Source organism: Dactylosporangium vinaceum, from assembly GCF_019904175.1.
Lineage (GTDB): Bacteria > Actinomycetota > Actinomycetes > Mycobacteriales > Micromonosporaceae > Dactylosporangium > Dactylosporangium vinaceum.
On record NZ_CP061913.1, the window covers coordinates 3,737,185 to 3,757,235 of the forward strand.

A 20,051-nucleotide genomic window follows, 5' to 3' on the forward strand; every position below is an offset into this window, starting at 1 on the left:
CCCTGGCCAGGCCGTACTCGGCACCTCGTCGGCGGCCGGGTGGCAGGCGGCCCGTAGGACGTCGTAGGCCAGCCGGCACACCCGATCGTGTGGATCTTCGGGCTGCGCCTGAGGGAGTGACTGGTGGCTCGGCTCCGCGGGACTTTGGACGCTTCTGCAACCGTGCGGGATTGAGCACGCTGAGCGCTGTGGGTGACTCGAATGCGATGCGGCCGGCCCATCGGATGCCGGTGACAGCGATCGTGCTGACGGCGGTGACGGCCGCGACCGGCGCGCTGCTGCGGCGACCGTCCGCGATCGCCGTCCAGCCCGGGACGGGGGCGCGGCCATGGGCATCTCGGTGAACATGCCCAGCGGATCCACCGCCCTGGCGCTGCTGCCGCTGGCCGTGCTGGCCCTCGGCCTGATGGCGTACGCGCTGGTGCACCTCGTCCGGGCTCCGTCGGCGCCGTACGTGCCGAAGTGGGTGTGGGCCGTCGTGATCCTGATCTCCGTTCCCTGGGGCGCGCTGGCGTACCTGTTGGTACGCGGCCGCAGCCAGACCGTTGCGGACACGTCCGGGCCGGCGCTTCGGGCCGCTCCGGAGCCGCCGGCTTCGCCCGTGCCGGCCGTCCGGCCCAGGGCGGCGGACGCGGTCCTGGTCTCCACTGTGGGGTTGACGCGCGACTACGGGGCGGGCGCCGGGCTCTTCGGCGTCGACCTGCGGGTTCCCGAGGGCGCGGTGTACGGGTTGGTCGGCCCCAACGGCGCCGGGAAGAGCACCCTCCTGTCGATCCTCAGCGGCCTGCGCCGCGCGGACTCCGGCACGATCGCGGTCGGGGTCCCGCGGACCTCGGTCGCCGTCTGCCCGGACGTGCCGGAGTTCGAGCCGTGGCTGACCGCCGCGGAGGTCGTCGACCTCGCCCGGCAGTACGTCGCGCCCGCCCTCGGGTTCGACGCCGTGCGCGAAGCACTGTCGTCGACCGGCTTGAACGACGTCGCGGACCGGCGCGTCGGCGCCTTCTCCCGCGGTATGACACAGCGGCTGGGCCTGGCGGCCGCCCTGGTCGGCGATCCGCGGCTGCTGCTGCTCGACGAACCCACCGCCGCCCTGGACCCGGCCGGTCGGGCGGAGATCCTCGACCTCGTCGGAGGGATGCGCGGCCGGCGCACGGTCGTCTTCTCCAGCCACATCCTCGCCGACGTGCAGCGGGTCGCGGACACCGTCGGCGTGCTCGGCGCCGGCCGGCTGCTGTACCAGGGCAGCACGCGAGGGCTGATCGACGAGCATCTGCAACCGACGTGGTCGCTGCGGCTCACCGGGCCGGTCGAGCGGATCGCCGACGCGTTCCGGGCGCAACCATGGGTGGTGCGAGCCGACCTCATCGACCGGGACCGGATACAGCTCACCGCGGACACCGTCGCGCACGGTGAACGCGGTATTCCCTCCGTGCTCGCCGCGAGTGACGCCGGACTGATCTCGTGCGAACCACTGGCGGCCGACCTCGAGAGTGCCTTCCTGGCCCTGACCGCGAACAGCCCGGCGGTACCACAAATCCTGGAGATGCGGCGATGACTCCGTGGCGACTGGAATGGCTGCGCATGACGCGCTCGGCCCGCGGCATCACCCTGATCGCCGTGTACGCGTTCTTCGGCCTCGCCGGCCCGCTGCTGGCCAAGTACATGGCCCAGATCGTCAAACTCAGCTCCTCCGACGTCACCATCATCGCGCCGCCACCGGAACCGGCCGACGGGATCGAGAACTTCATCAGCCAGGGCAGCCAGACCGGCCTGATCGTGCTCGCCGTCGTCGCGGCCGGGGTGTTGTCCCTCGACGCCCACCGCGGACTGGCCATCTTCTACCGCACCCGCGCCACCGGCTGGTTCACCCTCGTCTGGCCGCGGTTCGTCGCCGTCAGCCTGACAGCGCTCATCGCCTACTTCCTCGGTACCGCCGCCGCCTGGTTCGAGACCACAGTGGTCCTCGCCCCGCTGCCCACCGCCCGGGTGTTGCTCGGCGCGTCGCTGGGAGCGGTGTTCCTGGTCTTCGCGGTGGCCGTGGTCACCGCCGCCGCCACCGTCAGCCGAACCACGCTGGCCACCGTCGGCATCTCCCTCGTCGTACTCCTGCTGGTGCTGCCGGTATCAGCCACCGTCCCCGTGCTGCGCCCGTGGCTGCCCAGCAGCCTGCTGACCGCGCCGGCGGCCGTCCTCACCGACGACGGCATCGCGGGCTACGGACGCGCGGTGGCGGTGTCGCTGGCCGCGACCGTCGCGCTGCTGGCGATCGCTGCCTACCGAACCTCGAGACGGGAGGTCTGACATGGCAGCCACCGGAGCTTCCGGGACCGGTCACCGTTCACACGGGGCGGCGGGCCCTGGTCTCGCCGCGACGCCACCGCCGGGGCCGTGGCGGCGCACGCTCGGCCTCGTCGCCGGCGTCACCAGCGTCGCCGCGATCGGCGGGGCGGTACAGCTGATCACCGGGACCTACACGCCACCAGTGAGCGATCTCGAGCCAGTGGGTCTGCACTCGTGGGTAGTGCCGGGGCTCTGGCTTGCCGCCAGCGTCGCCGTGCCCTGCGCCTGCGTGACACTCCTGGCCTGGCATCGCTCACCGCGGGTCGGCACCGCCGCGATCGCCGCCGGGCTGCTGCTCGGCGGCGAACTCGTCGTCCAGATACCCTTCGTCGGGCTGGACGTCCTGCAGGCCGTGATGGGGATCGTCGCGCTGGCCCTGCTGGGACTCGGCTTTGCCGCACGCGGGATATGCGGTCACTGATCCGGAACGGGCTTCAGCGAAGTCGCTACCGCCGTGAGCGGGTTGGAACGTCCGTCATGGGCGCTGCGCCGCTCAGGTGCCGTACTGCGGCAGCAGGCCGCATCGACAAGGGCTTCGTCGGCGGCACCATGGACAACACGGGCCTCACGATGGTCTCCCCCGCCGCGATCGTCGCGCCGGTGTCCGACCGGACTGGACGTGGATCGACGGCTACTGTTCGGACCACAACGGGCCATCGACCTGACCTCACCCGTCACCGTTCGTCCGGCGCGGCAACCCGACCATCCCGCACAGAAGGAGAGTGATGCGTTCGCGCCCGGCGATCTGGTGGTACGTGCTGCCGCCCGCACTGCTGCTGGTGTTCCTGGGCTGTGGCGGCCTCGTCGCGGGCCAGGCCACCGTGACGGGTGACCGGCCCGCCCGGCCGGTCGCGGGGCCCGGCGACTCGGTGCACGTCGAGCTGGAGCCCGGCGTCACGTTCACCGTGTACCAGCAGGCGCCGCGCCATGAGGCGGGGTCCGACTGCAGCCTGGCCCCCGACGGCGGCGACGCGGAGGGGCTCGGCGCGGGCAGCGGCGCCCACTGGACCGAGGTGTTCCAGCACCGGCCGGCGACGGTCCGGGCCGGCGGGAACGCCTACCACTACGGACTCCAGGTGACCGGCCGCAAGCGGGTCGGCATCACCGTCTCCTGCGCCGGCGGCCCGATCCTCGTGGAGCGCGGGTTCGAGCCGGCGTGGACCACCGTCACTGTCCTAGTGCTTGCGGTGGTACTGGCCGCGGGCGGCATGGTCGCGATCGCGGCCCTGCGCCGGGCCCCGGTCCGGGCTGGTTAGCTAGCGCATCCTTGCGCGCACCACGCCGTTCGGCTCTGAGAACCGGGCGGCGTGGCAGCTCTCAAACCGAACGCGTCACAGCTTGTGGTGCAAGTACCTGCCAGACATCCACCCGGGCAATAGTTGCCGCGGTGGAGATGGTTGGCTTACCCGTAGGCGTCACGAAGGTCAACCCCTCCGGCCCACTGCGCCGGCGAACGGCCCGCGCCGCGCCATGCGCCAGAGAATGCCGCGACCAGAGCCAACCGCATAGCCCGCTGCCAGCTGCGTCGCCGCCGTGTTGGCCAACCCTCCATCTCGACAGTCCGCGGCTAGGTTCTGTCTCGCGGATCATGGCGTTGGTTCGTTGAACTGGTGTGGCCCGTGGTGATCTGCGTAATGGCGAGTGGGCTGTGCTGGCGCCGTTGTTGCCGGCGCAGCCCGTTCGGGGTGGTCGGTGGCGTGACCACCGACAGGTGATCAATGCGATCTGCTGGGTGAAGCGGACCGGGTCGCCGTGGCGTGACCTGCCGGAACGGTACGGGCCGTGGAAGACGCCGTACCAGCGGTTCCGCAGGTGGGCCGCGGACGGGACCTGGGCCGTGCTCAAACAGCAGGTGCTCGCGCTCGCCGAAGCGGACGGCGACATCGACTGGGACGCTCAGGTCGACTCGACGATCGTGCGGGTGCACCAGCATGCGGCCGGCGCCCGTAAAAGGGGCTCGACCGGGACGAGTCACAGGCACGGCAAGGCATCGGACGTTCCCGCGGCGGGCTGACCACGAAGGTCCACACCCTGTCCGACGGACGTGGCCGGTCCCTCGCCACCCGGATCACACCCGGTCAGGCCGCCGACACCCGGCAGCTGCAACCGCTGCTGGACCAGGTGTCGGTCCCGCGTCCCGGTCGTCGTGGACGTCCACGCAAGCGCCCGGACTCGGTCACCGGCGACAAGGCCTACTCCTCGCGGTCCAACCGCGAGCTGCTGCGTTCACGGGACATCACCACGGTCATCCCGGAACCCAACGACCAGATCGCCAACCGGAAGCGACGCGGCTGCACCGGGGGTAGGCCACCGAACTTCGACCGCGTCGCTTACCGGCGGCGTCATCAGGTCGAACGCGGCTTCAACCGGCGCAAACACTGGCGCGGCCTCGCGACCCGCTTCGACAAGTTGGGCAGCCACGATCAGGCCACCCTCGACCTGGTCGAAACCCTCGACTGGCTACGCGCCGTTCCCGACAATCATGATCCGCGAGACAGAACCTAGCGGAGCGGCGCTGCCGGCCCGTACAGAGCCCTTCTGCCTGCCCACTCCGCACCGCGTACGGATCGTCGTCGTCGCCTGCGGCGACAAGATCGCACCGTGCCGGGGCCCAGGCGACGTGCAGGCCGCGATCGAACACAGCGGAGTCAGCGGCGGCGTCCGGGTGGTACCCGCCGCGATCGACGGCCGGCCGGTGACGGCGTACCAGACCGAGGGCACCATGGCCGCTGCCCACCGGATCCAGGCCATCGACGGTGTGGTGTCGGTGATGCTGGCGGCACCGTGCCGCATGACCTGAACCGATTGCCGACGTTGCTGTTCGCACCGCACGTGCCAGTCGTGCAGGCGTACCGGCGACGTGGCGGCAACGACATGTGATGCATCTGGCCACGGCTCGCGTTCTGATGAGCGATCAGGCCGCGCGACGCAGGATCCACCACACCGCGACGGTCAACACGACGGCCGACAGTACGGCGAAGATGCCGAACTCTATGCACTGGAACGTCCAGAAGCGGGTGAGGGGCTGGTAGGTGTCCACGAATCGGTAGCCGTGCTCGACCGCGCATGTTTGGGCCTCTGCGCGGGCGGGCATGGCGCTGCAGGGGTCGAGGACGCCGACGGTGCCGAGGATGTGGCCATCGCGGTCGACGACCTCGCTGCCGAGGATCCAGTCGCCGCTGTTGCGGCGCGGGCTGGTCGTACCGAACGCGTAGGTGACGTCAAGCGGTGGCCGGTAGTGGCTGCGCAGGGCCTGGATGCCGAGCTTGATCGGTAGGTACGCGACGAGGGTGAGCACCATCGCGGGCACGGTCCGCCGGAAGATCGCGCCCGCGGCGGCGCCCAGGGTGAACGCGAAGAGTGTGTAGCCGATGGGGACGATGCCGCGGACGTCGAACACCTCCGGATTGAGCCGGCCGAAGTCGTCCTGGATCTGCTCCATCGGCGCGAACCACCACGTCATCAACCAGGTCAGGGCGGCGGCAACAGTCGTGGCGCCGAGCAGGAACAGGCCCAGCTTCGTGGCCAGCCAGCGGAGCCGGCCGACCGACTGCGTCCAGACCAGGCGATGGGTGCCCTGCTCGATCTCCCGCGCGATCAGCGGGCCGCCCCAGAACATGCCGGTGAGCAGCGGCACCAGGGTGATCCAGCGGTACGAGGCGATCACGACGCTGAAGTTGGCGGTGAAGTCGCGGGCGAGGGCCTGGCAGTCGGCGCCCGAGGCGAGGCAGGCGCTCAGCCCTGAGGCGTCCATGTAGCCGGCCATCGCGCGGCGGGTCAGCAGCGCGTACAGCGCGACGGCAACGAGCAGCACCGCGGATGCGAGCAGGTTGGGGCGGGCCAGCCGCAGACTGAGCCGGGTCATGCGTTCGTGGACATGTAGGCGAGGACGAGCTCTTCCATCGACGCCGGCCGGACCGTCCAGGCCGGATCCGAGATCGGGTGTTCGGTCCGGACGAGGAGGCTGGCCCGGTTCGCGCTGTACTCGGCGTGTATTACCCGGTGCTCCGAGCCCAGCGTGGCCGCCTGAGCTCGGGGACCGGTGGCAATTCGGTGCCGGCGGAGCAGGGCCTCGCTGCTGTCGGCGAGCTGCACCCGGGAGGCGGCCAGCAGTACAAGATATTCGCAGGTCCGCTCGACATCGGTGAGCAGGTGGGAGGACAGCACCACTGTCACTCCCGAGTCGGCGACCTCGTCCAGGAGGATCTTGAGGAACTCGCGGCGGGCCAGCGGGTCCAGGTCGGCCACCGGCTCGTCGAGCAGCAGCAGCTTCGGCCGTTTGCCGAGGGCCATTGCGAGGGCCAGCTGGGAGCGCTGGCCGCCGGAGAGTGAGCCGACCTTCTGCCGGAGCGGGATGTCGGCGCGGGCCATGCGTTGACGGGCCAGCGCGAGGTCCCACCTCGGGTTCAGCCAGTCACCCACGCTGAGCGTCTCGGCGACGGTGAGGCTGCGGTACAGCGGCTTGTCCTGAGCCACGAAGCCGACCTCGGCGATCGCGGAGCGCGGCGGGCGGCCAAGGACGTGGACGTCTCCGGTGCTCGGGCGTAGCAGCCCGGTTGCGAGGCTCAGCAAGGTCGTCTTGCCGGCGCCGTTCGGGCCGAGCAGCCCGATGACGCGGCCCGGCGGCAGGCTGAGCGAGCAGTCGCGCAGTGCCCAGGTCCGGCGGTAGCGGCGGCCGAGGCCGGTCGCCTCGAGTGCGGGTGTCATGGGTACCGACGATCCCGGGGCGGACGAGCGCGCGCATCCCCCGAAGGTCACGCCCGGCCGCCCCGATTTGCGGGATCCGCCGACGGTGCGGCCGTCGATACGCTGGGCCGGTGTTCTCCCGTCTCGGTCTGCGTCCGCGCATGGCGGTGTCGTACGTTCTGGTGTCGGCCGCGGCGGTGCTCCTGGTCGAGGGGGTACTGCTGATCGTCATGTGGCCGCGCGTGTGGGCCGCGGACCGGGCCGTGCAGGCCGCACAGGACCGGGCCGTCCGGGCCGAACAGAGCCTGCTGCAGCTCACCGCCCGGTCTCTGGCCCATAACCTGGCCGAGGGCGGTTTCGCGGCCAACGCGGGCCGCAAGGGGCTGGTGCAGGTGCTTGCCGATGCGGACGGCCGGGTCGTCGCGGCCGACCCGGCTGACGCGTATCAGCGCAACGCGCAACTGCCGGCGCTCGCGCGTTCCGGTGGCCCGAGGGATGGGCGTACGGACGACAAGCGCGGGGTGTTCTACTGGGCCGCCGAGCCGAGCCCGACCGGCATCGCCTACGTGGAGCTGGACATCAAGGCCGTTCCGAGCGAACCGAAGTCCGGAACCGATCCCGGGCCGTCGGGGGACCGGCTGATCGGTTCGCTGGTGGTGCCGGGGATCGGGGCGCTGGTGCTGCTGGTCCCCGTCGGGGCGCTCTTCGGGCTGCTGAGCACCGGCCGGCTCATCCGGCGGGTCCAGCGCCTGGCCGACGGCACCGCGGCGATGTCCGGCGGCGACCTGACGGTGCGCGTCCCGGTGTCGGGCGGCGACGAGGTCGGCCGGCTGGAGCGGGCGTTCAATGCGATGGCCGAGCGCCTCGACACCGCCCTGGCCGAGCAGCGCGCCGCGGCCGGGGCCGAGGCGCGCCGGGCCGAACGCGGCCGGATCGCCCGCGAACTGCACGACTCGATCTCACAGGACCTGTTCTCGGTGAGCCTTGTCGCTGCCGGACTGCGCAAGGCCCTCGACCCCGGCTCGGCGTTGCAGCAGCAGGCCGAGTCCATGGAGCAGGCCCTGGCCCGGACCATGCGCGAGATGCGTGCGCTGCTGCTGGAGTTGCGCCCTGTGCAGCTGGAGGACGCCGGGCTCACCGTGGCGCTGGAGCAGCTGTGCCGGGCTTATACGACCCGGCTCGGCATCCCGGTCACCGCGGACCTGGCCCCGGGCCGGCTCGGCCCCGCAACCGAGCACGCGGTGCTGCGGGTGGTGCAGGAGGCGGTCGGCAACGCTGTCCGCCACGGCGAGCCGGCGGCGATCGCGGTGCGCCTCACCACCGCCGGCGATCGGGTCGAGGTGACGGTCCGCGACGATGGCCGGGGCTTCGCCGTCGGCCGCGCCGCCGGCCGCTATGGCCTGGGCCTGGAGCTGATGCGGGAACGGCTGCGGGAAGTGGACGGGACGGTGGCGATCGACACGGCGCCGGGGGAGGGCACGACGGTCACGGTGACGCTGCCCTTGGAACTGCCGGATTCGGTACCGTGAACGCCATGATCCGGGTGCTGATCGTCGACGACCACGAGGTCGTGCGGCAGGGCCTGCGGTTCATGCTGAGCCAGGAACTCGGCGTCGAGGTCGTGGGCGAGGCCGGCGATGGCCCGGCGGCGCTCGTCGAGATCCGGCGCCTGCGGCCCGACGTCGTGCTGCTGGATATCGTGCTGCCCGGGCTGGACGGGCTCGGCGTCCTGCACGCGCTGCGCGGCGCCGAGCACCGCCCGGCGGTCATCGTGCTGACGTCCTACGCCGATGAGCAGAAGGCGATCGAGGCGATGCGGGCCGGTGCGCTGTCATACCTGCCCAAGACCACCCCGGCCGACCGGGTCACCGAGGCGGTGCGGGCCGCGGCGACCGGCGGCAGCGTCCTGACGCCGGATGTCGCCGCAGCCGTGGTCCAGCGGTGGCGCGACCAGGACCGCGACGGCCCGCTCGACCGGCTCTCCGCCCGCGAGCGCGACGTGCTCGCCGAGCTCTCCCGGGGCCGCTCCAACCGGGAGATCGCCCGATCGCTGGCGCTCGGCGAGCAGACCGTCAAGTCCCACGTGTCGAGCATCCTCATGAAGCTTGGCCTGCAGGACCGCACCCAGGCCGCCATCTTCGGGCTGCAGCACGGCCTGGTCCCGCTCGGTGACGCACTGCGGAGCCCGGCCGATCCGGAAGTCCGCTGACGTCAGACGCCGAGGTTCCCCGGCCGCACCGTCGGCAGGTGCCGCGGCGGCGCAGGTAGTAGGCGTACGTCGCGATGGCCAGGCCGACGCTCCAGAGCAGCCAGAAGACGCTCGGGACGCGCAGCGCCCAACCGTCGCGCACGTCCATGGTCCACAGCATCATCAGCCCGGCCGGGACGAGCACGGCGGCGACGAGCGACGCCGGGACGACCGCCAGCGCTACCGGCACCGGACGGCCCGCCCGGAACCAGATCCACCGCGGATACACCTCGCCCCAGCGGCTGACCAGGCCGTGCGTGAGGATGCCGCCCGCGGTGGACGCGACTGCGCAGCCCAGCCCGATGTCGAGCATGCCCGGCGTGTCCTGCATCATCTGCAGGAAGTCGCGGCTGATCCCCATCGGGTAGCCCAGGAACCAGGCGACCCGCGTGATCTCGTACGGCAGCGGCGCCACGCATGCGACTGCCACTCCCCAGCGGCCCCATCGCAGCAGCTTCTCGCGCTGCGCTGCGGTGCGGCCGGCCGTCTCGCTTCGCCGCCCGCAGTGCCCGCACGCCGCCCGTTTACCGCGCTGGTAGGCGAGGGTGGCCGCGGCCCACAGCAGGCCGCCGGCGAACAGGATGATGAGGTGCGTGCGGTGCCAGTAGAGGATGTCGCCGAGCCCATCCTGTGGGCCCGGCACCCCGGTGAACGCGAAGACCAGTAGCAGCGGGGCGAACGCGAGCAGGCCGATCATCGTGTAGTCCGGGATGAAGAGCGTCAGCGCGGCTGCCGCGACCCAGCCGAAGCCGATCATCGCGGCCGTACCCCGCCGCCGGCCGGCCCCGCGCGCCATCGTCAGCGCGACGAGCGCCCCGAGGAGGCCGAGCCCGGCCATGACCGGGGCGACCACTTCGGCGCGCGTGCCTTCCAGCACCGACCCGGAGCGGTGGGCCTGGTCGATCGGGGCGAACGGGAAGCCGTCGCCGCCCGCGGTCCAGTAAAGGCCCAGGAGGCCGTACAGCAGCGACCATGCCGCCGCCGCGTAGCCGGACCAGGCCGGCCAGCCCGTGCGTGTGTGTTCAGTTTCCATGGACGGTGTACCCCCCGATCTGGACCGGGTAGTGGGGCCAGCCCGGGACCTGGACGTCCGGGTCCACGCAGTAGGCCGGCGGCGGCTCCGAGCCGTTCAAGGTCTGGATGAAGACGAGGTCGTCCGGCCGCGTGGCGTTGTCGGTGAGCTTCAGGTAGAAGCCGTGGTTCCGGATGCCATCCACGCCGTCGGGCACGGTCGCGGCGAGGAGCGCAACCTTCCCCGTGACCTCCAGGCAGGTCACGTCCGCCCAGCCCGCCGCGCGCACCGCGCCCTCCGGGCTCAGGTGCCGGTACCACAGCCGCCCGCCCGCGTTGGTCGCCGCCACCGCGAACCACACGTGGTCGCCGTCCTGCCGGTCGCCGGTGAGCGTCACCCGCCCAACTCCCGCCATCGTCTCGAACTCGGGTCGCACCGGCCGGGCCTGAGCGGCGCCGGGCGCGGCCGCAACGGCCGCCGTCGTGATGGCCAGCAGCGCCGCCACCCGCATCGTCAATCGATTCATGCCATCAGCCTGGGCGGTGGCGGTGCCGCGGACCATCTGCCGATGAGGCGATCTGCCAGGCCGCTCTCTGCCGATCGGCAGAGAGCGGCCGGCGGTACCGGCTGCCTAGGATCAGGTCATGCTGCGCGCCCACCTCGGCCGGATCGCCATGGCCGCCGACGCCGTCGTACTGAGCGCGAGCCCGGCCGCCGGGATGGCCCGCCCGTCGTATCTCGCCGCGGTTGTGCCCGGCGTGCTGGCGCTGCTGCTGGCCCTGGCCGTGCGATGGGGCCCGCGCCGGCACATCGGCCCCGCCACCGCGCTCGCCGCCGCCGCGATGGCCCTGCTGCTGTGGACGATGGCCGGCGAACTCGCCCCGCTGCAGCGCGCCATCGCGTCGCTGATCTGGACCTCGCCGGCGGCCTTCGCGCTTGTCGTCGGCGGCTACCCGCGGCTGACCGCCCACCAGCGGTCCGTCGAGGTGGAGCGGGCCCGGCAGGAGCAGCGCCTGCACTGGGCGCGGGACCTGCACGACTTCGTGGCTCACGACATCAGCGGCATCGTGGCCCAGGCTCAGGCCGCGCGCTTCGTGGCCGCGAGCCGTCCGGAGGCGGCCGGCCCGGCCCTGGAGCGCATCGAGGCGGCGGGCCTGGCCGCGCTGGCCACGATGGACCGGATGGTCGGCATGCTGCACGAGCCGGCCGGCCCGGCCGTGCGGCCGCTGCCCGCGCTGGACGACCTGCCCGGCCTGGTCGACCGGTTCCGCGGCGCCGGCGACGCCGAGGTCCGGCTGGTCCAGGACCCGGACCTGGCCGCCGTACCCCGCGAGGTCGCGGCCGTGGCATACCGGGTCGTGGTCGAGGCACTGACAAACGTCCGCCGGCACGCGGCGACCGCGCGCCGGGTGAACGTGTCGGTCACCGGGGACGCCTCGGGCGTGGAGATCCGGGTGCGCAACGACGCGGCCGCGTCGGCGCCGGCGCTGCGGCGGCGGGCCGGCTCCGGCGGCCGGGGCCTGGCCGGGCTGCGGGAGCAGGTGGTCGCGGCCGGCGGCACGCTGTCGGCCGGGCCGGACGGCCGCGACTGGGAGGTCGTCGCCGTGATCCCGGGGGCCGCCGCGTGAGCACCCGGGTGCTGCTCGCCGACGACCAGGCCGACGTGCGCAGCGGCTTCCGGCTCGTGCTGGACTCCCAGCCGGACATCACAGTGGTCGGCGAGGCGGCCGACGGCAGCACCGCCCTGGAGCTGGCCCAGCAGTTGCGCCCCGACGTCGTCCTCGCCGACGTCCGGATGCCGGGCATCGACGGCCTGGAACTGACCCGCCTGCTCACCGAGGTGGGCCTGCGCGTCGTCGTGGTCACGACGTTCGACCTCGACGAGTACGTCCACGGCGCACTGCGCAACGGCGCCTGCGGCTTCCTGCTCAAGCGTTCGGGGCCGACACTGCTCGTGGAGGGCGTCCGCGCGGCGATGGCCGGTGATGCCCTGATCAGCCCGCAGGTCACCGTCCGGCTGCTGCAGGCGATGACCACAGCCGGCCGACCCGCCGGCCCGGTCCGGCCGGAACCTGGTCAGGTAGGGGCGGCCGCGGGCTCTGCGCCGAAGCCGCTGACGACGCGGGAGGTCGACATCGTGCGGTTGGTCGCCCAGGGCCTGACCAACGCCCAGATCGGCGCCGAGCTGTTCATCTCCGCCGGCACGGCCAAGACCCACATCGCCAACATCCAGGCGAAGCTCGCACTGCCGAACCGGGTCGCCGTCGCGGCCTGGGCCTGGCGGACCGGGCTGGCCGAGCCGCTGCCCTGACCGGGCCTGACCGGACCACCGTGTCCGCCACCTCGGGCACCAGGTTCGTCGCGCAGTCCGCGAACCAGGCCACCCACGGATCCGAAGACATCCGCCGCATGCTTGGATACAGCATCCACCCGCCCTTCATGGGCATGCTCAACGGCATGCACCCCAAACGTCTCCTTCAGAAGTACCCGATGTGCCGAATGGCCACAGAGGACTGTGCGAGTCGACCGGCCGAGCCGCCATCAGCGGATCCCGTTTCCCGATCGGTGGTTGCGCACTGCCGTTCTACTCTCGGCGGGCCGCCCGTCGCGTCTCACCGTGAGCGCGGTGGATGTTCGTGACGTTCGGTGTCGCGGCGCGGTGTACGAAGGCCGGCGGCAGGTTGCGCCATACCAACCGGCTCGTTCCCGTGACGGCGAAGCGCTGGCGGAGCTCGGCGGCGAACTGGCGGGCGGGCGGCGTCCAGGCCGCGTGGGCGTATGCGAATGTGGTGAACGCGCCGGTCGGTGCGAGCACGGCGGTGACCGCGTCGAGAATCCGCTGCCGCACCGGTTCGGGCATGACCGTCCACGGCAGCCCGGAGACGACCGCGTCGACAGGGTGGTCGACCAGGTTGGCCAGCTGGGTGGCGGAGGCGTGCACGACGTCGACCGGTTCTCCGCGGTACCGGTCGGCCAGGCTGGCGGCGAGATGACCGTTGATCTCGATCGCGATGATGCGGGTGCCGGGGGCCACGCGGCGCCGGATCGCGTCGGTGAAGGCGCCGGTGCCGGGCCCCAGCTCGACGACCGTCCGGGCCTGCTCCAGGCCGATGCCTTCGGTCATCATCCGGGCGAGCGCGGGCGAGCTCGGGGCGATCGCCCCGGTCAGCAGAGGATGGCGCAGGAACTCGGTGAGAATCGACATGCCGGGGACGCTAAGTTGCATGATCATCATCGGTCGTCCGGCGATTCGGCGCTGCTCGTCCTTCTGCGGGAGGACCCGGTTCGCCGTGGGGGAGGACGTCCGGGCGGCCTCGGATCGGTAGCGTGAGGCCGGTGTTCAGGGTGAGGTGGCGCTGGGTGACCTGGGCCGGGGTGGCCGATGCGGTCCTGGCGGTCGTGCTGGTGGCGCCGGCGATCGTGGATCCGCCCGCCGGCCGGCCGTTCGGATTGCAGGCCGTCGTCCTGGCCGGGCTGGTGCTGCCGGTGCTGGGCCGTCGTCATCGGCCGGCGGCGGTGGCCGCGGTCGTGCTGGGCGCCGCGTGGCTGGGCCTGCTCACCCGCGCCTGGGCGGAACACCTGCCGCTCGCCCACCTGTCGTTGCTCGTCATGCTGTACACGCTTGTCGTGCGCGCGCGGCGGCGCGTGGCGGCGGCTGCCGGCCTGGCCACGGCGGGGTTCTTCGGCGCCTGGACGCTGACCGTCGGCGGGTCCGACGTCGCCTGGAGTCTGCTCACCTACGGCCTGGCGATCGTCACGGTGTGGCTGCTCGGTGAACGCGTGTGGGCGCGGCGCGCCTACCTCGAGTCGGTCGAGCGCCGGGCCGAGCTGGCCGACTCGGAGCGCCGGGCGCTGGCGCGGGCCGCGGCCGCCGAGGAGCGGACCCGGATCGCCCGGGAACTGCACGACGTGCTCGCCCACACCGTCAGTGTGATGGTGGTGAACGCCGAGGGCGCCCAGCTCGTGCGGCACACTGATCCGGCCGCGGTGGACCGGACACTCAAGCTGGTCAGTGCCACCGGGCGGGAGGCGTTGACCGAGCTGCGCCGTATCCTCGCGGTCCTGGAGGCGGGCGGCCCGGTACCGCCGCCGCAACCGACCCTGGCCGACCTGCACCGCTTGGCCTCCTCGGTCGGCGTGGCCACGGTCCGGGTCTCCGGTCACGGCGACGACGTGCCGGCCGGTGTCGTGGTGCAGATCTACCGGATCGTCCAAGAAGCATTGACGAACGTGGTCAAACACGCGGGCGCCGGCGCCGAGGCCCGGGTCACCGTCCACCTCGGCGAGCCGGGCCGGCGGCGGGCCGCCCGGATCGAGGTGCGCGACAACGGTACGGCCGGGATCGGCACGCCGTGGCTGCCGTCGTCCGGGCGAGGCCTCGCCGGAATGCGCGAACGGGTGGCGATGTTCGGCGGCACGCTGGAGGCGGCCGAGCGACCGGAGGGCGGCTTCCGGGTGGTTGCCACACTTCCCCTCGAGCCGGCCCGCACAGCGTTTTCACAGCCACACACCGACAGCATGGATGCATGTCCGACCAGCCGCCCTCTCGGGTCCTGATCTGCGACGACCAGGAGATGATGCGGGTCGGGCTCCGCATGGTCGTGGAGAGCCAGCCGGACCTCACCGTGGTCGGCGAGGCCGCCGACGGCTTTCAGGCGGTCGACGGCGCAGCCGAGCACCGGCCGGATGTGGTGCTGCTGGACGTGCGGATGCCCGGCCTGGACGGGGTGACCGCAGCCGGGCGCATCCGCGCCGCGCAGCCCGCCACCCGCATTCTGATGCTCACCACGTTCGACTTCGACGAGTACGTGTTCGCCGCGTTGCGGGCCGGCGTCGACGGCTTCCTGGTCAAGGACGCTCCCGCCGCGGAAATGCTCGTCGCGATCCGCGGCGTGCTGCGCGGCGACCCGATGGTGTCGCCGTCGGTCACCCGGCGGCTGTTGGACCGTTTCGTCACCGCCGGCCCCGGCCCGCTGCCCGATGCCCGCCTGACGCGACTCACCGACCGGGAAAGGGAGGTGCTCGGCCTGGTCGCTCGCGGGCTGAGCAACGCCGAGATCGCGGCCCGTCTGCACCTCGGGGAGACCACCGTGAAGACCCACGTGGGCCGAATCCTCGGCAAGCTGGGGGTTCGCGACCGGATCGGGGCGGTCGTGTGGGCGTACGAGAGCGGGTTGAGCCGCCCCGGGGAGGCTGACGGAAGGCCCGATCGGCCCGTGCGGCGCTGACGCGCCGCACGTTCACCGGGCTCCCGCGTCAGGCCGATGGCCGGGCAAGAGGTCAACCGCGGGAAGCGGGCCCGCGCCATCGCGACCACACGATCGCACCGACGAGCAAGAACAGCCCCGCAGCGCCGAGTGCGTACCACAGCCGCCACTCGTCGTCAGCCCGGAACGCCCCAGCGATGAGGTACGCGATGAGCAGCAGCTCCGCCACCACGATCGCAGTGAAAGCCCACCGCTTCCGGGCTGAAGCTCGAGGTTCAGTGCCGGTCATCGTGCCACCTCTCGTATTGACTGCTACGGACCTCGATACCCCGATCGGCGACAACGCACGCAGACATCACGTGGGCAAACATCAACCTCATGACCCGCCGGATCACCCGCGCGAACAGTCGACGCGCCACAGCACCCGCGCTCAATGCCGCCTGATCAGCGGGTGGCATGCCGGAAGCGCGGACCGCGGCATGAGCATGCGACGTGCGGCTGGCCGGGAATCTAGGATGGGAATGCGGCCAGGACTGGCGAGGGTGGAGTACCACCGGGGATGGGCCGCTGTGACGTCGGCGCCGACCGCCTGGGCAACCGCGACGCTTCGTCGTTCGTGGTCCTGGAGGCCAAGTGCAGCTTCGGTACGGCATGAACCCTCACCAGGCTCCGGCGTCGGTCGAACCTGTCGGCGCAGCGCCTTTCACGGTGCTGCACGGCAGGCCGTCTTACCTCAACCTGCTCGACGCGATAGCCGCATGGCAGCTGGTGCGAGAGGCCGCGTCCGGGTCCGGGTCGGTCGCGGCGGCGTCGTTCAAGCATGTGTCGCCGGCCGGGGCGGCGCTGGCCGGGCCGCTGGACGCGGTGACCGCCGCCCTGTTCGGGGTCGACGCGGGCGCAGATGCGGTGACCCGCGCGTATACCCGGGCGCGCGACACCGACCCGAAGAGTTCCTACGGCGACATGGTCGCGGTGTCCGCGCCGGTCACCGCCGCGCTCGCCGACCTGTTGGCGCGGGTGGTCAGCGATGGCATCATCGCCCCTGGCTACGAGCCGGGCACAGTCGAAGTGCTGGCGGCCAAGAAGAACGGCACCTACCTCGTCCTGGAGGCGGACGTGACGTTCGAGCCGCCGGCCCAAGAGGTGCGCGAACTTTACGGGCTCCGGTTCGTTCAGCGCCGCGACGATGCCCCGCTGCCTGACGAGTTGTCCGCCGACCTGCGGCTCGCGGTGAGCACTGTGCGGTACACCCAATCGAATTCGGTAGTGCTGGTTCGTGACGGTGCGACTCTCGGGGTGGGCGCTGGCCAGCAGTCTCGGGTGGACTGCATTCGCCTTGCCGGTGCAAAGGCACAGCTGTGGCACCGGCGCCGTTTCGTTCCCGGCGGCGATCCCGATGCACACCAGTCCGTACAGGTGCGCGTCGCCAGACAGCTTGAGCTGGCCAAAACCATCGACGTTCCGGAACCGCTGCACAATGTGAGCCTTGCTTCCGACGGGGCCCTACCATTCGTCGACAACATCGTTGAGGCGGCCAAATTCGGCGTGACCCACATCGCCGAGCCGGGCGGCTCAGCCCGCTCGGCACTGGTCGCCGACGCAGCTGGTGCACACGGCATCAACCTGACCCACACGGGGTTGCGGTTGTTTCGCCACTGAAGGGCCGGTCGACAATCCTGACCGGCTTGCGGAGTCACGGCGCGTAGTCGTCGACGGGATCGAGGGTTTCCGGGATGGCCGACGCATCCAGAGCATTCGTATCGTCGAGTCGCGGCAAGGCAGGCCGCCGACGGCCCGCCGTGGGCTTGCCGGGCGTGACCGCCGGCGGGGTGCGCACCCCGCCGGCGGCCACGCGCGGCGGTCAGCTGCGCAGCGTCCAGCGCTGGTTGGCGCCGCCGTTGCAGGACCAGAGCACGAGCTTCGTGCCGTTGGCCGTGGCGGCACCGTTGGCGTCCAGGCACAGCCCGGACTGGACGCCGGTGATGGTGCCGTCGGCGTTGACGTTCCACTGCTGGTTGGTCTGTCCGTTGCAGTCCCAGATCACGACGGCGGTGCCGTTCGTGGTGCCGCGGCCGGAGGCGTCGAGGCACTTGTTGCCGTACACCTGCAGCTGCCGGCCGGACGTGGGGGTGAAGCGCTGGTTCGTGCCGCCGTGGCAGTCCCACAGCTGGGCGGCCGTGCCGTTGGCCGTCGAGGAACCGGCGATGTCGACGCAGCGGCCCGACGCCGTGCCCACGATGGTGGAGCCGGTGCCGCTGCTGCCGCCACCCGTCCGCCGGACGATCCACGCCGACTCGGCCGAGCGGTTGCCCTGGGCGTCGACGACGAAGAGCCGGTAGTCGCCGGCCGTCGCCGGCACGGCGATGGAGGTCGCGGTGCCGGAGGCGGAGGTCATCGTCGGGCCGGCGGCGAACGTTGTCGTACCGGACGGGGCCAGCCACACCGTCCGGCTCGCGTCGCCGGTGCTGCGGATCGGCACCGAGGTCGCCCCGGAACCGGTGAACGTGCTGGCGGGCAGGGCGTAGTTCGCTGGCGTGACCCGGCCCGGCGCGACGATGTCCCGGTAGGCGTCCTCGAGCCCGGCGCTCACGGCGATGCCGTAGGCCGCCGCCGGCCACACGTAGTCGGAGGAGACGAGGATGTCCTGGACGGTGCTGTTCGGCAGGTTCTTGTTCGACACCTTGTTGATGGGGCCGTACGTCTGCGTGATGCTCAGGTCGTGCTTGCGCCCGAAGTCGTCGGAGTTGATGAGCCACGTGACGTTCTTGTCGACGCTCAGCACGTTGTCCCGGAAGGTGATGTACGCCGAGCCCTCGTCGGGGTGCAGCCCGTACTTGTGCCCGGCCGGCACGCCCTCGAGGTAGTTGTTGCTGATCGTCGTGCCGGGCTGGCTGCCCAGTGTGTAGATCGGGGCGGTGTCGCTGAGGCGCTGGACCGTGTCGATGATGTGGTTGTAGCTGATGGTGTTGTTGCGCGCCGTCGTGGTCGGCCGGTTGGGCGCGACCGAGCCGGAGGAGCCGTCGAAGTTCCACCAGCCCCAGCCCAGTGTGATACCGGACCACGGGGCCTTCTCGATCCGGTTGTGCTGGATCGACAGCGTGTCGGCGAAGTACGCCGAGATCGGGCTGTGCCCGTTGAACAGCACGGCGCTGTCGTAGAGGTAGTTGTTGCTGATGTCGATGTTCTTGCACAGGCCTTCGACCTGCGGGGAGTACTTCTCGTGGTTGCTCGACGTGCCGTCGCCGATGTACACGTGCTGGGGATGGCCGACCACCACCGCCGAGCCGGCGATGTCGTTGGTGGCGTTGCCGACCAGCTGGGTGTTCTGCACGTCGTTGGCCATGTTGATTCCGTCGGCGCCGGTGTGCTCGATCCGGTTGCGCTCCAGCCGGATCCCGTCGGCGTTGCTGATCTCGACGATGCCGGGCGCGACGTCGACGTTGCGGTAGTAGTAGTCGTGGAAGTTGCGCCTGGCGTAGGCGGTGTTGCCGAGGTTGCCCTGCTGCGCCTGCTTGAACGACGAGCCGGCCACGTTGAACAGGTTCCAGTCGGAGTGCGCCACGGTGAGCCCGGAGAAGGTGATGTTGCGGGTGTGGCCGCTCGTGGACGTGCCCGCGACCCGCAGGACGGTGGCGACGTTGTTCGGTGCGACCACCGACGCCGTCGTCATGTCCTCGGAGGAGGCCTTGTAGTAGTAGACGACCCGGCTCGTCTTGTCGAAGTAGAACTCGCCGGGGGAGTCCAGGAACTCGTAGGCGTTCATCACCTTGTGCGAGCCGCCGGCCTGGGCGTCGCCGTTGTACGCGCCCTGGGCGATGGCCCCGCCCGGCTGCTGGTACAGCGCCACCCGGCCGCCCCCGTCGGAGCTGGTGGTGACCTGGCGGACGCTCACGATGGCCGTGGTCCAGGTCGTGGCGGTCTCGATCTCGATGTCGTCCTGGTTGCGGGCGACGGCGGGGAAGTCGCTGAGGCTGTACCGTGACCCGTCGCACTCCGAGCCGGATTCCCATGCCCACGGCGCCTGCCCGGCGGTGACGGTGTACGTCCCGTAGCACCCCGCCGAGTTGATTGTCTTGGCGGCCATGAACGCCCGTTTGCCGTTGACGTAGAGCGCCCGCAGCTTGTTGGCGCGGTCGAGCGGGGCCTTCCAGATGTTGCCGCTGTGCTGCGTCCACCCGGTGACCGGCACGCCGCCGCTGAGCACCGGCGTCTCGCCCGGGTAGGCGGCGTAGACGATCCGGTGGCCGTTGATGCCGGAGTCGCCCGGGCCGAACTCGACGGTGGCGCTGACCGGGTAGGTGCCGCCGCGCAGGTACACGGCGATGTCGCCGCTCATGTTCGCGTTGGCCGTGCGCACGACGTCCCGGGCGCGCTGCACGGTGCGCAGGGGTGCCGTGATCGTGCCGGGGTTGGCGTCGTCGCCGTCCGGGGCGACGTAGTACGTGGCCTGGATGGCGGCTGCGGCCGGGGCCGGGTGGGCGAGTGCGGGCACCAGCGCGGCGGCGAGGAGCACCGCGAGGGTGGCCAGGGTGGGAGCGGGTCTCACGCTCGGTTCCTT

20 protein-coding genes and 1 riboswitch are annotated in these 20,051 nt (G+C 71.7%); of the genes, 13 read left to right on the forward strand and 7 right to left on the reverse strand.

Going from position 1 to position 20,051, the window contains the following annotated elements:
* The first annotated feature begins 328 nt into the window (after nt 1–328).
* From Dvina_RS16735 to Dvina_RS16760, 6 genes are all read left to right on the forward strand, one after another.
* Entirely contained in the window at nt 329–1,555 is a 1,227-nt protein-coding gene (locus Dvina_RS16735; RefSeq protein ID WP_223103398.1) for an ATP-binding cassette domain-containing protein, read from the forward strand.
* On the forward strand, nt 1,552–2,301 hold the full coding sequence (locus Dvina_RS16740) for a hypothetical protein (protein WP_223103399.1): 750 nt from the start codon (nt 1,552–1,554) through the stop codon (nt 2,299–2,301). Before Dvina_RS16735 ends, Dvina_RS16740 begins: the two co-directional genes overlap by 4 nt.
* A 1-nt stretch (nt 2,302) precedes the next feature.
* On the forward strand, nt 2,303–2,761 hold the full coding sequence (locus tag Dvina_RS16745) for a hypothetical protein (protein WP_223103400.1): 459 nt from the start codon (nt 2,303–2,305) through the stop codon (nt 2,759–2,761).
* Nucleotides 2,762–3,065: 304 nt separating this feature from the next.
* Complete coding sequence (locus tag Dvina_RS16750; RefSeq protein WP_223103401.1) at nt 3,066–3,596, forward strand: hypothetical protein; 531 nt, start codon at nt 3,066–3,068, stop codon at nt 3,594–3,596.
* Between the two features lie 356 nt (nt 3,597–3,952).
* A protein-coding gene (locus Dvina_RS16755; RefSeq protein ID WP_380027322.1) for an IS5 family transposase occupies nt 3,953–4,845 on the forward strand; the annotation gives its coding sequence in 2 pieces (ribosomal slippage) (nt 3,953–4,319 and nt 4,319–4,845; 894 coding nt in all).
* Complete coding sequence (locus tag Dvina_RS16760) at nt 4,823–5,140, forward strand: hypothetical protein (RefSeq protein WP_223103402.1); 318 nt, start codon at nt 4,823–4,825, stop codon at nt 5,138–5,140. The genes Dvina_RS16755 and Dvina_RS16760 overlap by 23 nt, the downstream gene beginning before the upstream one ends.
* Nucleotides 5,141–5,254: 114 nt before the next feature.
* On the opposite strand, the gene Dvina_RS16765 is transcribed toward Dvina_RS16760, so the two are convergent.
* A complete protein-coding gene (locus Dvina_RS16765) occupies nt 5,255–6,205 on the reverse strand; it encodes a hypothetical protein (RefSeq protein WP_223103403.1) in 951 nt (316 codons plus the stop codon).
* Nucleotides 6,202–7,047 (reverse strand): ABC transporter ATP-binding protein, encoded by an 846-nt coding sequence (locus Dvina_RS16770; protein ID WP_223103404.1) that lies wholly within the window; start codon nt 7,045–7,047, stop codon nt 6,202–6,204. The genes Dvina_RS16765 and Dvina_RS16770 overlap by 4 nt, the downstream gene beginning before the upstream one ends.
* A 110-nt stretch (nt 7,048–7,157) precedes the next feature.
* On the opposite strand from Dvina_RS16770, the gene Dvina_RS16775 reads away from it, so the two are divergent.
* Both Dvina_RS16775 and Dvina_RS16780 read left to right on the forward strand, forming a co-directional pair.
* On the forward strand, nt 7,158–8,555 hold the full coding sequence (locus tag Dvina_RS16775; protein WP_223103405.1) for a HAMP domain-containing sensor histidine kinase: 1,398 nt from the start codon (nt 7,158–7,160) through the stop codon (nt 8,553–8,555).
* A 5-nt stretch (nt 8,556–8,560) separates the two neighbouring features.
* Nucleotides 8,561–9,235 carry a response regulator gene (locus tag Dvina_RS16780; RefSeq protein ID WP_223103406.1) on the forward strand — a complete coding sequence of 225 codons (675 nt, stop codon included), beginning with the start codon at nt 8,561–8,563 and terminating at the stop codon, nt 9,233–9,235.
* Here the strand turns inward: Dvina_RS16780 and Dvina_RS16785 are convergent.
* Nucleotides 9,123–10,307, reverse strand: a complete 1,185-nt coding sequence (locus Dvina_RS16785) for an NYN domain-containing protein (protein WP_223103407.1) — start codon at nt 10,305–10,307, stop codon at nt 9,123–9,125. The two genes, Dvina_RS16780 and Dvina_RS16785, sit on opposite strands and share 113 nt — an antisense overlap.
* Nucleotides 10,297–10,812 carry a hypothetical protein gene (locus Dvina_RS16790; protein ID WP_223103408.1) on the reverse strand — a complete coding sequence of 172 codons (516 nt, stop codon included), beginning with the start codon at nt 10,810–10,812 and terminating at the stop codon, nt 10,297–10,299. The genes Dvina_RS16785 and Dvina_RS16790 overlap by 11 nt, the downstream gene beginning before the upstream one ends.
* Nucleotides 10,813–10,930: 118 nt before the next feature.
* Between Dvina_RS16790 and Dvina_RS16795 the strand changes: the two genes are divergently transcribed.
* Both Dvina_RS16795 and Dvina_RS16800 read left to right on the forward strand, forming a co-directional pair.
* A complete protein-coding gene (locus tag Dvina_RS16795) occupies nt 10,931–11,914 on the forward strand; it encodes a sensor histidine kinase (RefSeq protein WP_223103409.1) in 984 nt (327 codons plus the stop codon).
* Complete coding sequence (locus Dvina_RS16800) at nt 11,911–12,597, forward strand: response regulator (protein WP_223103410.1); 687 nt, start codon at nt 11,911–11,913, stop codon at nt 12,595–12,597. The genes Dvina_RS16795 and Dvina_RS16800 overlap by 4 nt, the downstream gene beginning before the upstream one ends.
* Nucleotides 12,598–12,870: 273 nt before the next feature.
* Here Dvina_RS16800 and Dvina_RS16805 read toward each other — a convergent pair whose 3' ends face one another.
* Entirely contained in the window at nt 12,871–13,491 is a 621-nt protein-coding gene (locus tag Dvina_RS16805) for a class I SAM-dependent methyltransferase (RefSeq protein WP_223103411.1), read from the reverse strand.
* A 131-nt stretch (nt 13,492–13,622) separates the two neighbouring features.
* Here Dvina_RS16805 and Dvina_RS16810 point away from each other — a divergent pair, with 131 nt between their 5' ends.
* Complete coding sequence (locus Dvina_RS16810; RefSeq protein ID WP_223103412.1) at nt 13,623–14,843, forward strand: sensor histidine kinase; 1,221 nt, start codon at nt 13,623–13,625, stop codon at nt 14,841–14,843.
* Nucleotides 14,813–15,514: a response regulator gene (locus Dvina_RS16815; RefSeq protein ID WP_223103413.1), complete on the forward strand. Its 702-nt coding sequence runs from the start codon at nt 14,813–14,815 to the stop codon at nt 15,512–15,514. Before Dvina_RS16810 ends, Dvina_RS16815 begins: the two co-directional genes overlap by 31 nt.
* 52 nt (nt 15,515–15,566) lie before the next feature.
* Here Dvina_RS16815 and Dvina_RS16820 read toward each other — a convergent pair whose 3' ends face one another.
* Nucleotides 15,567–15,725 (reverse strand): hypothetical protein, encoded by a 159-nt coding sequence (locus Dvina_RS16820; RefSeq protein ID WP_223103414.1) that lies wholly within the window; start codon nt 15,723–15,725, stop codon nt 15,567–15,569.
* A 287-nt stretch (nt 15,726–16,012) separates the two neighbouring features.
* Nucleotides 16,013–16,095, forward strand: a riboswitch (ZMP/ZTP riboswitch).
* Between the two features lie 31 nt (nt 16,096–16,126).
* On the opposite strand from Dvina_RS16820, the gene Dvina_RS16825 reads away from it, so the two are divergent.
* Nucleotides 16,127–17,152, forward strand: a complete 1,026-nt coding sequence (locus Dvina_RS16825) for a hypothetical protein (protein ID WP_223103415.1) — start codon at nt 16,127–16,129, stop codon at nt 17,150–17,152.
* A 202-nt stretch (nt 17,153–17,354) separates the two neighbouring features.
* Here Dvina_RS16825 and Dvina_RS16830 read toward each other — a convergent pair whose 3' ends face one another.
* Nucleotides 17,355–20,039, reverse strand: coding sequence for a ricin-type beta-trefoil lectin domain protein (locus Dvina_RS16830; RefSeq protein WP_223103416.1), 2,685 nt, complete (start codon nt 20,037–20,039; stop codon nt 17,355–17,357).
* Nucleotides 20,040–20,051 lie beyond the last annotated feature (12 nt).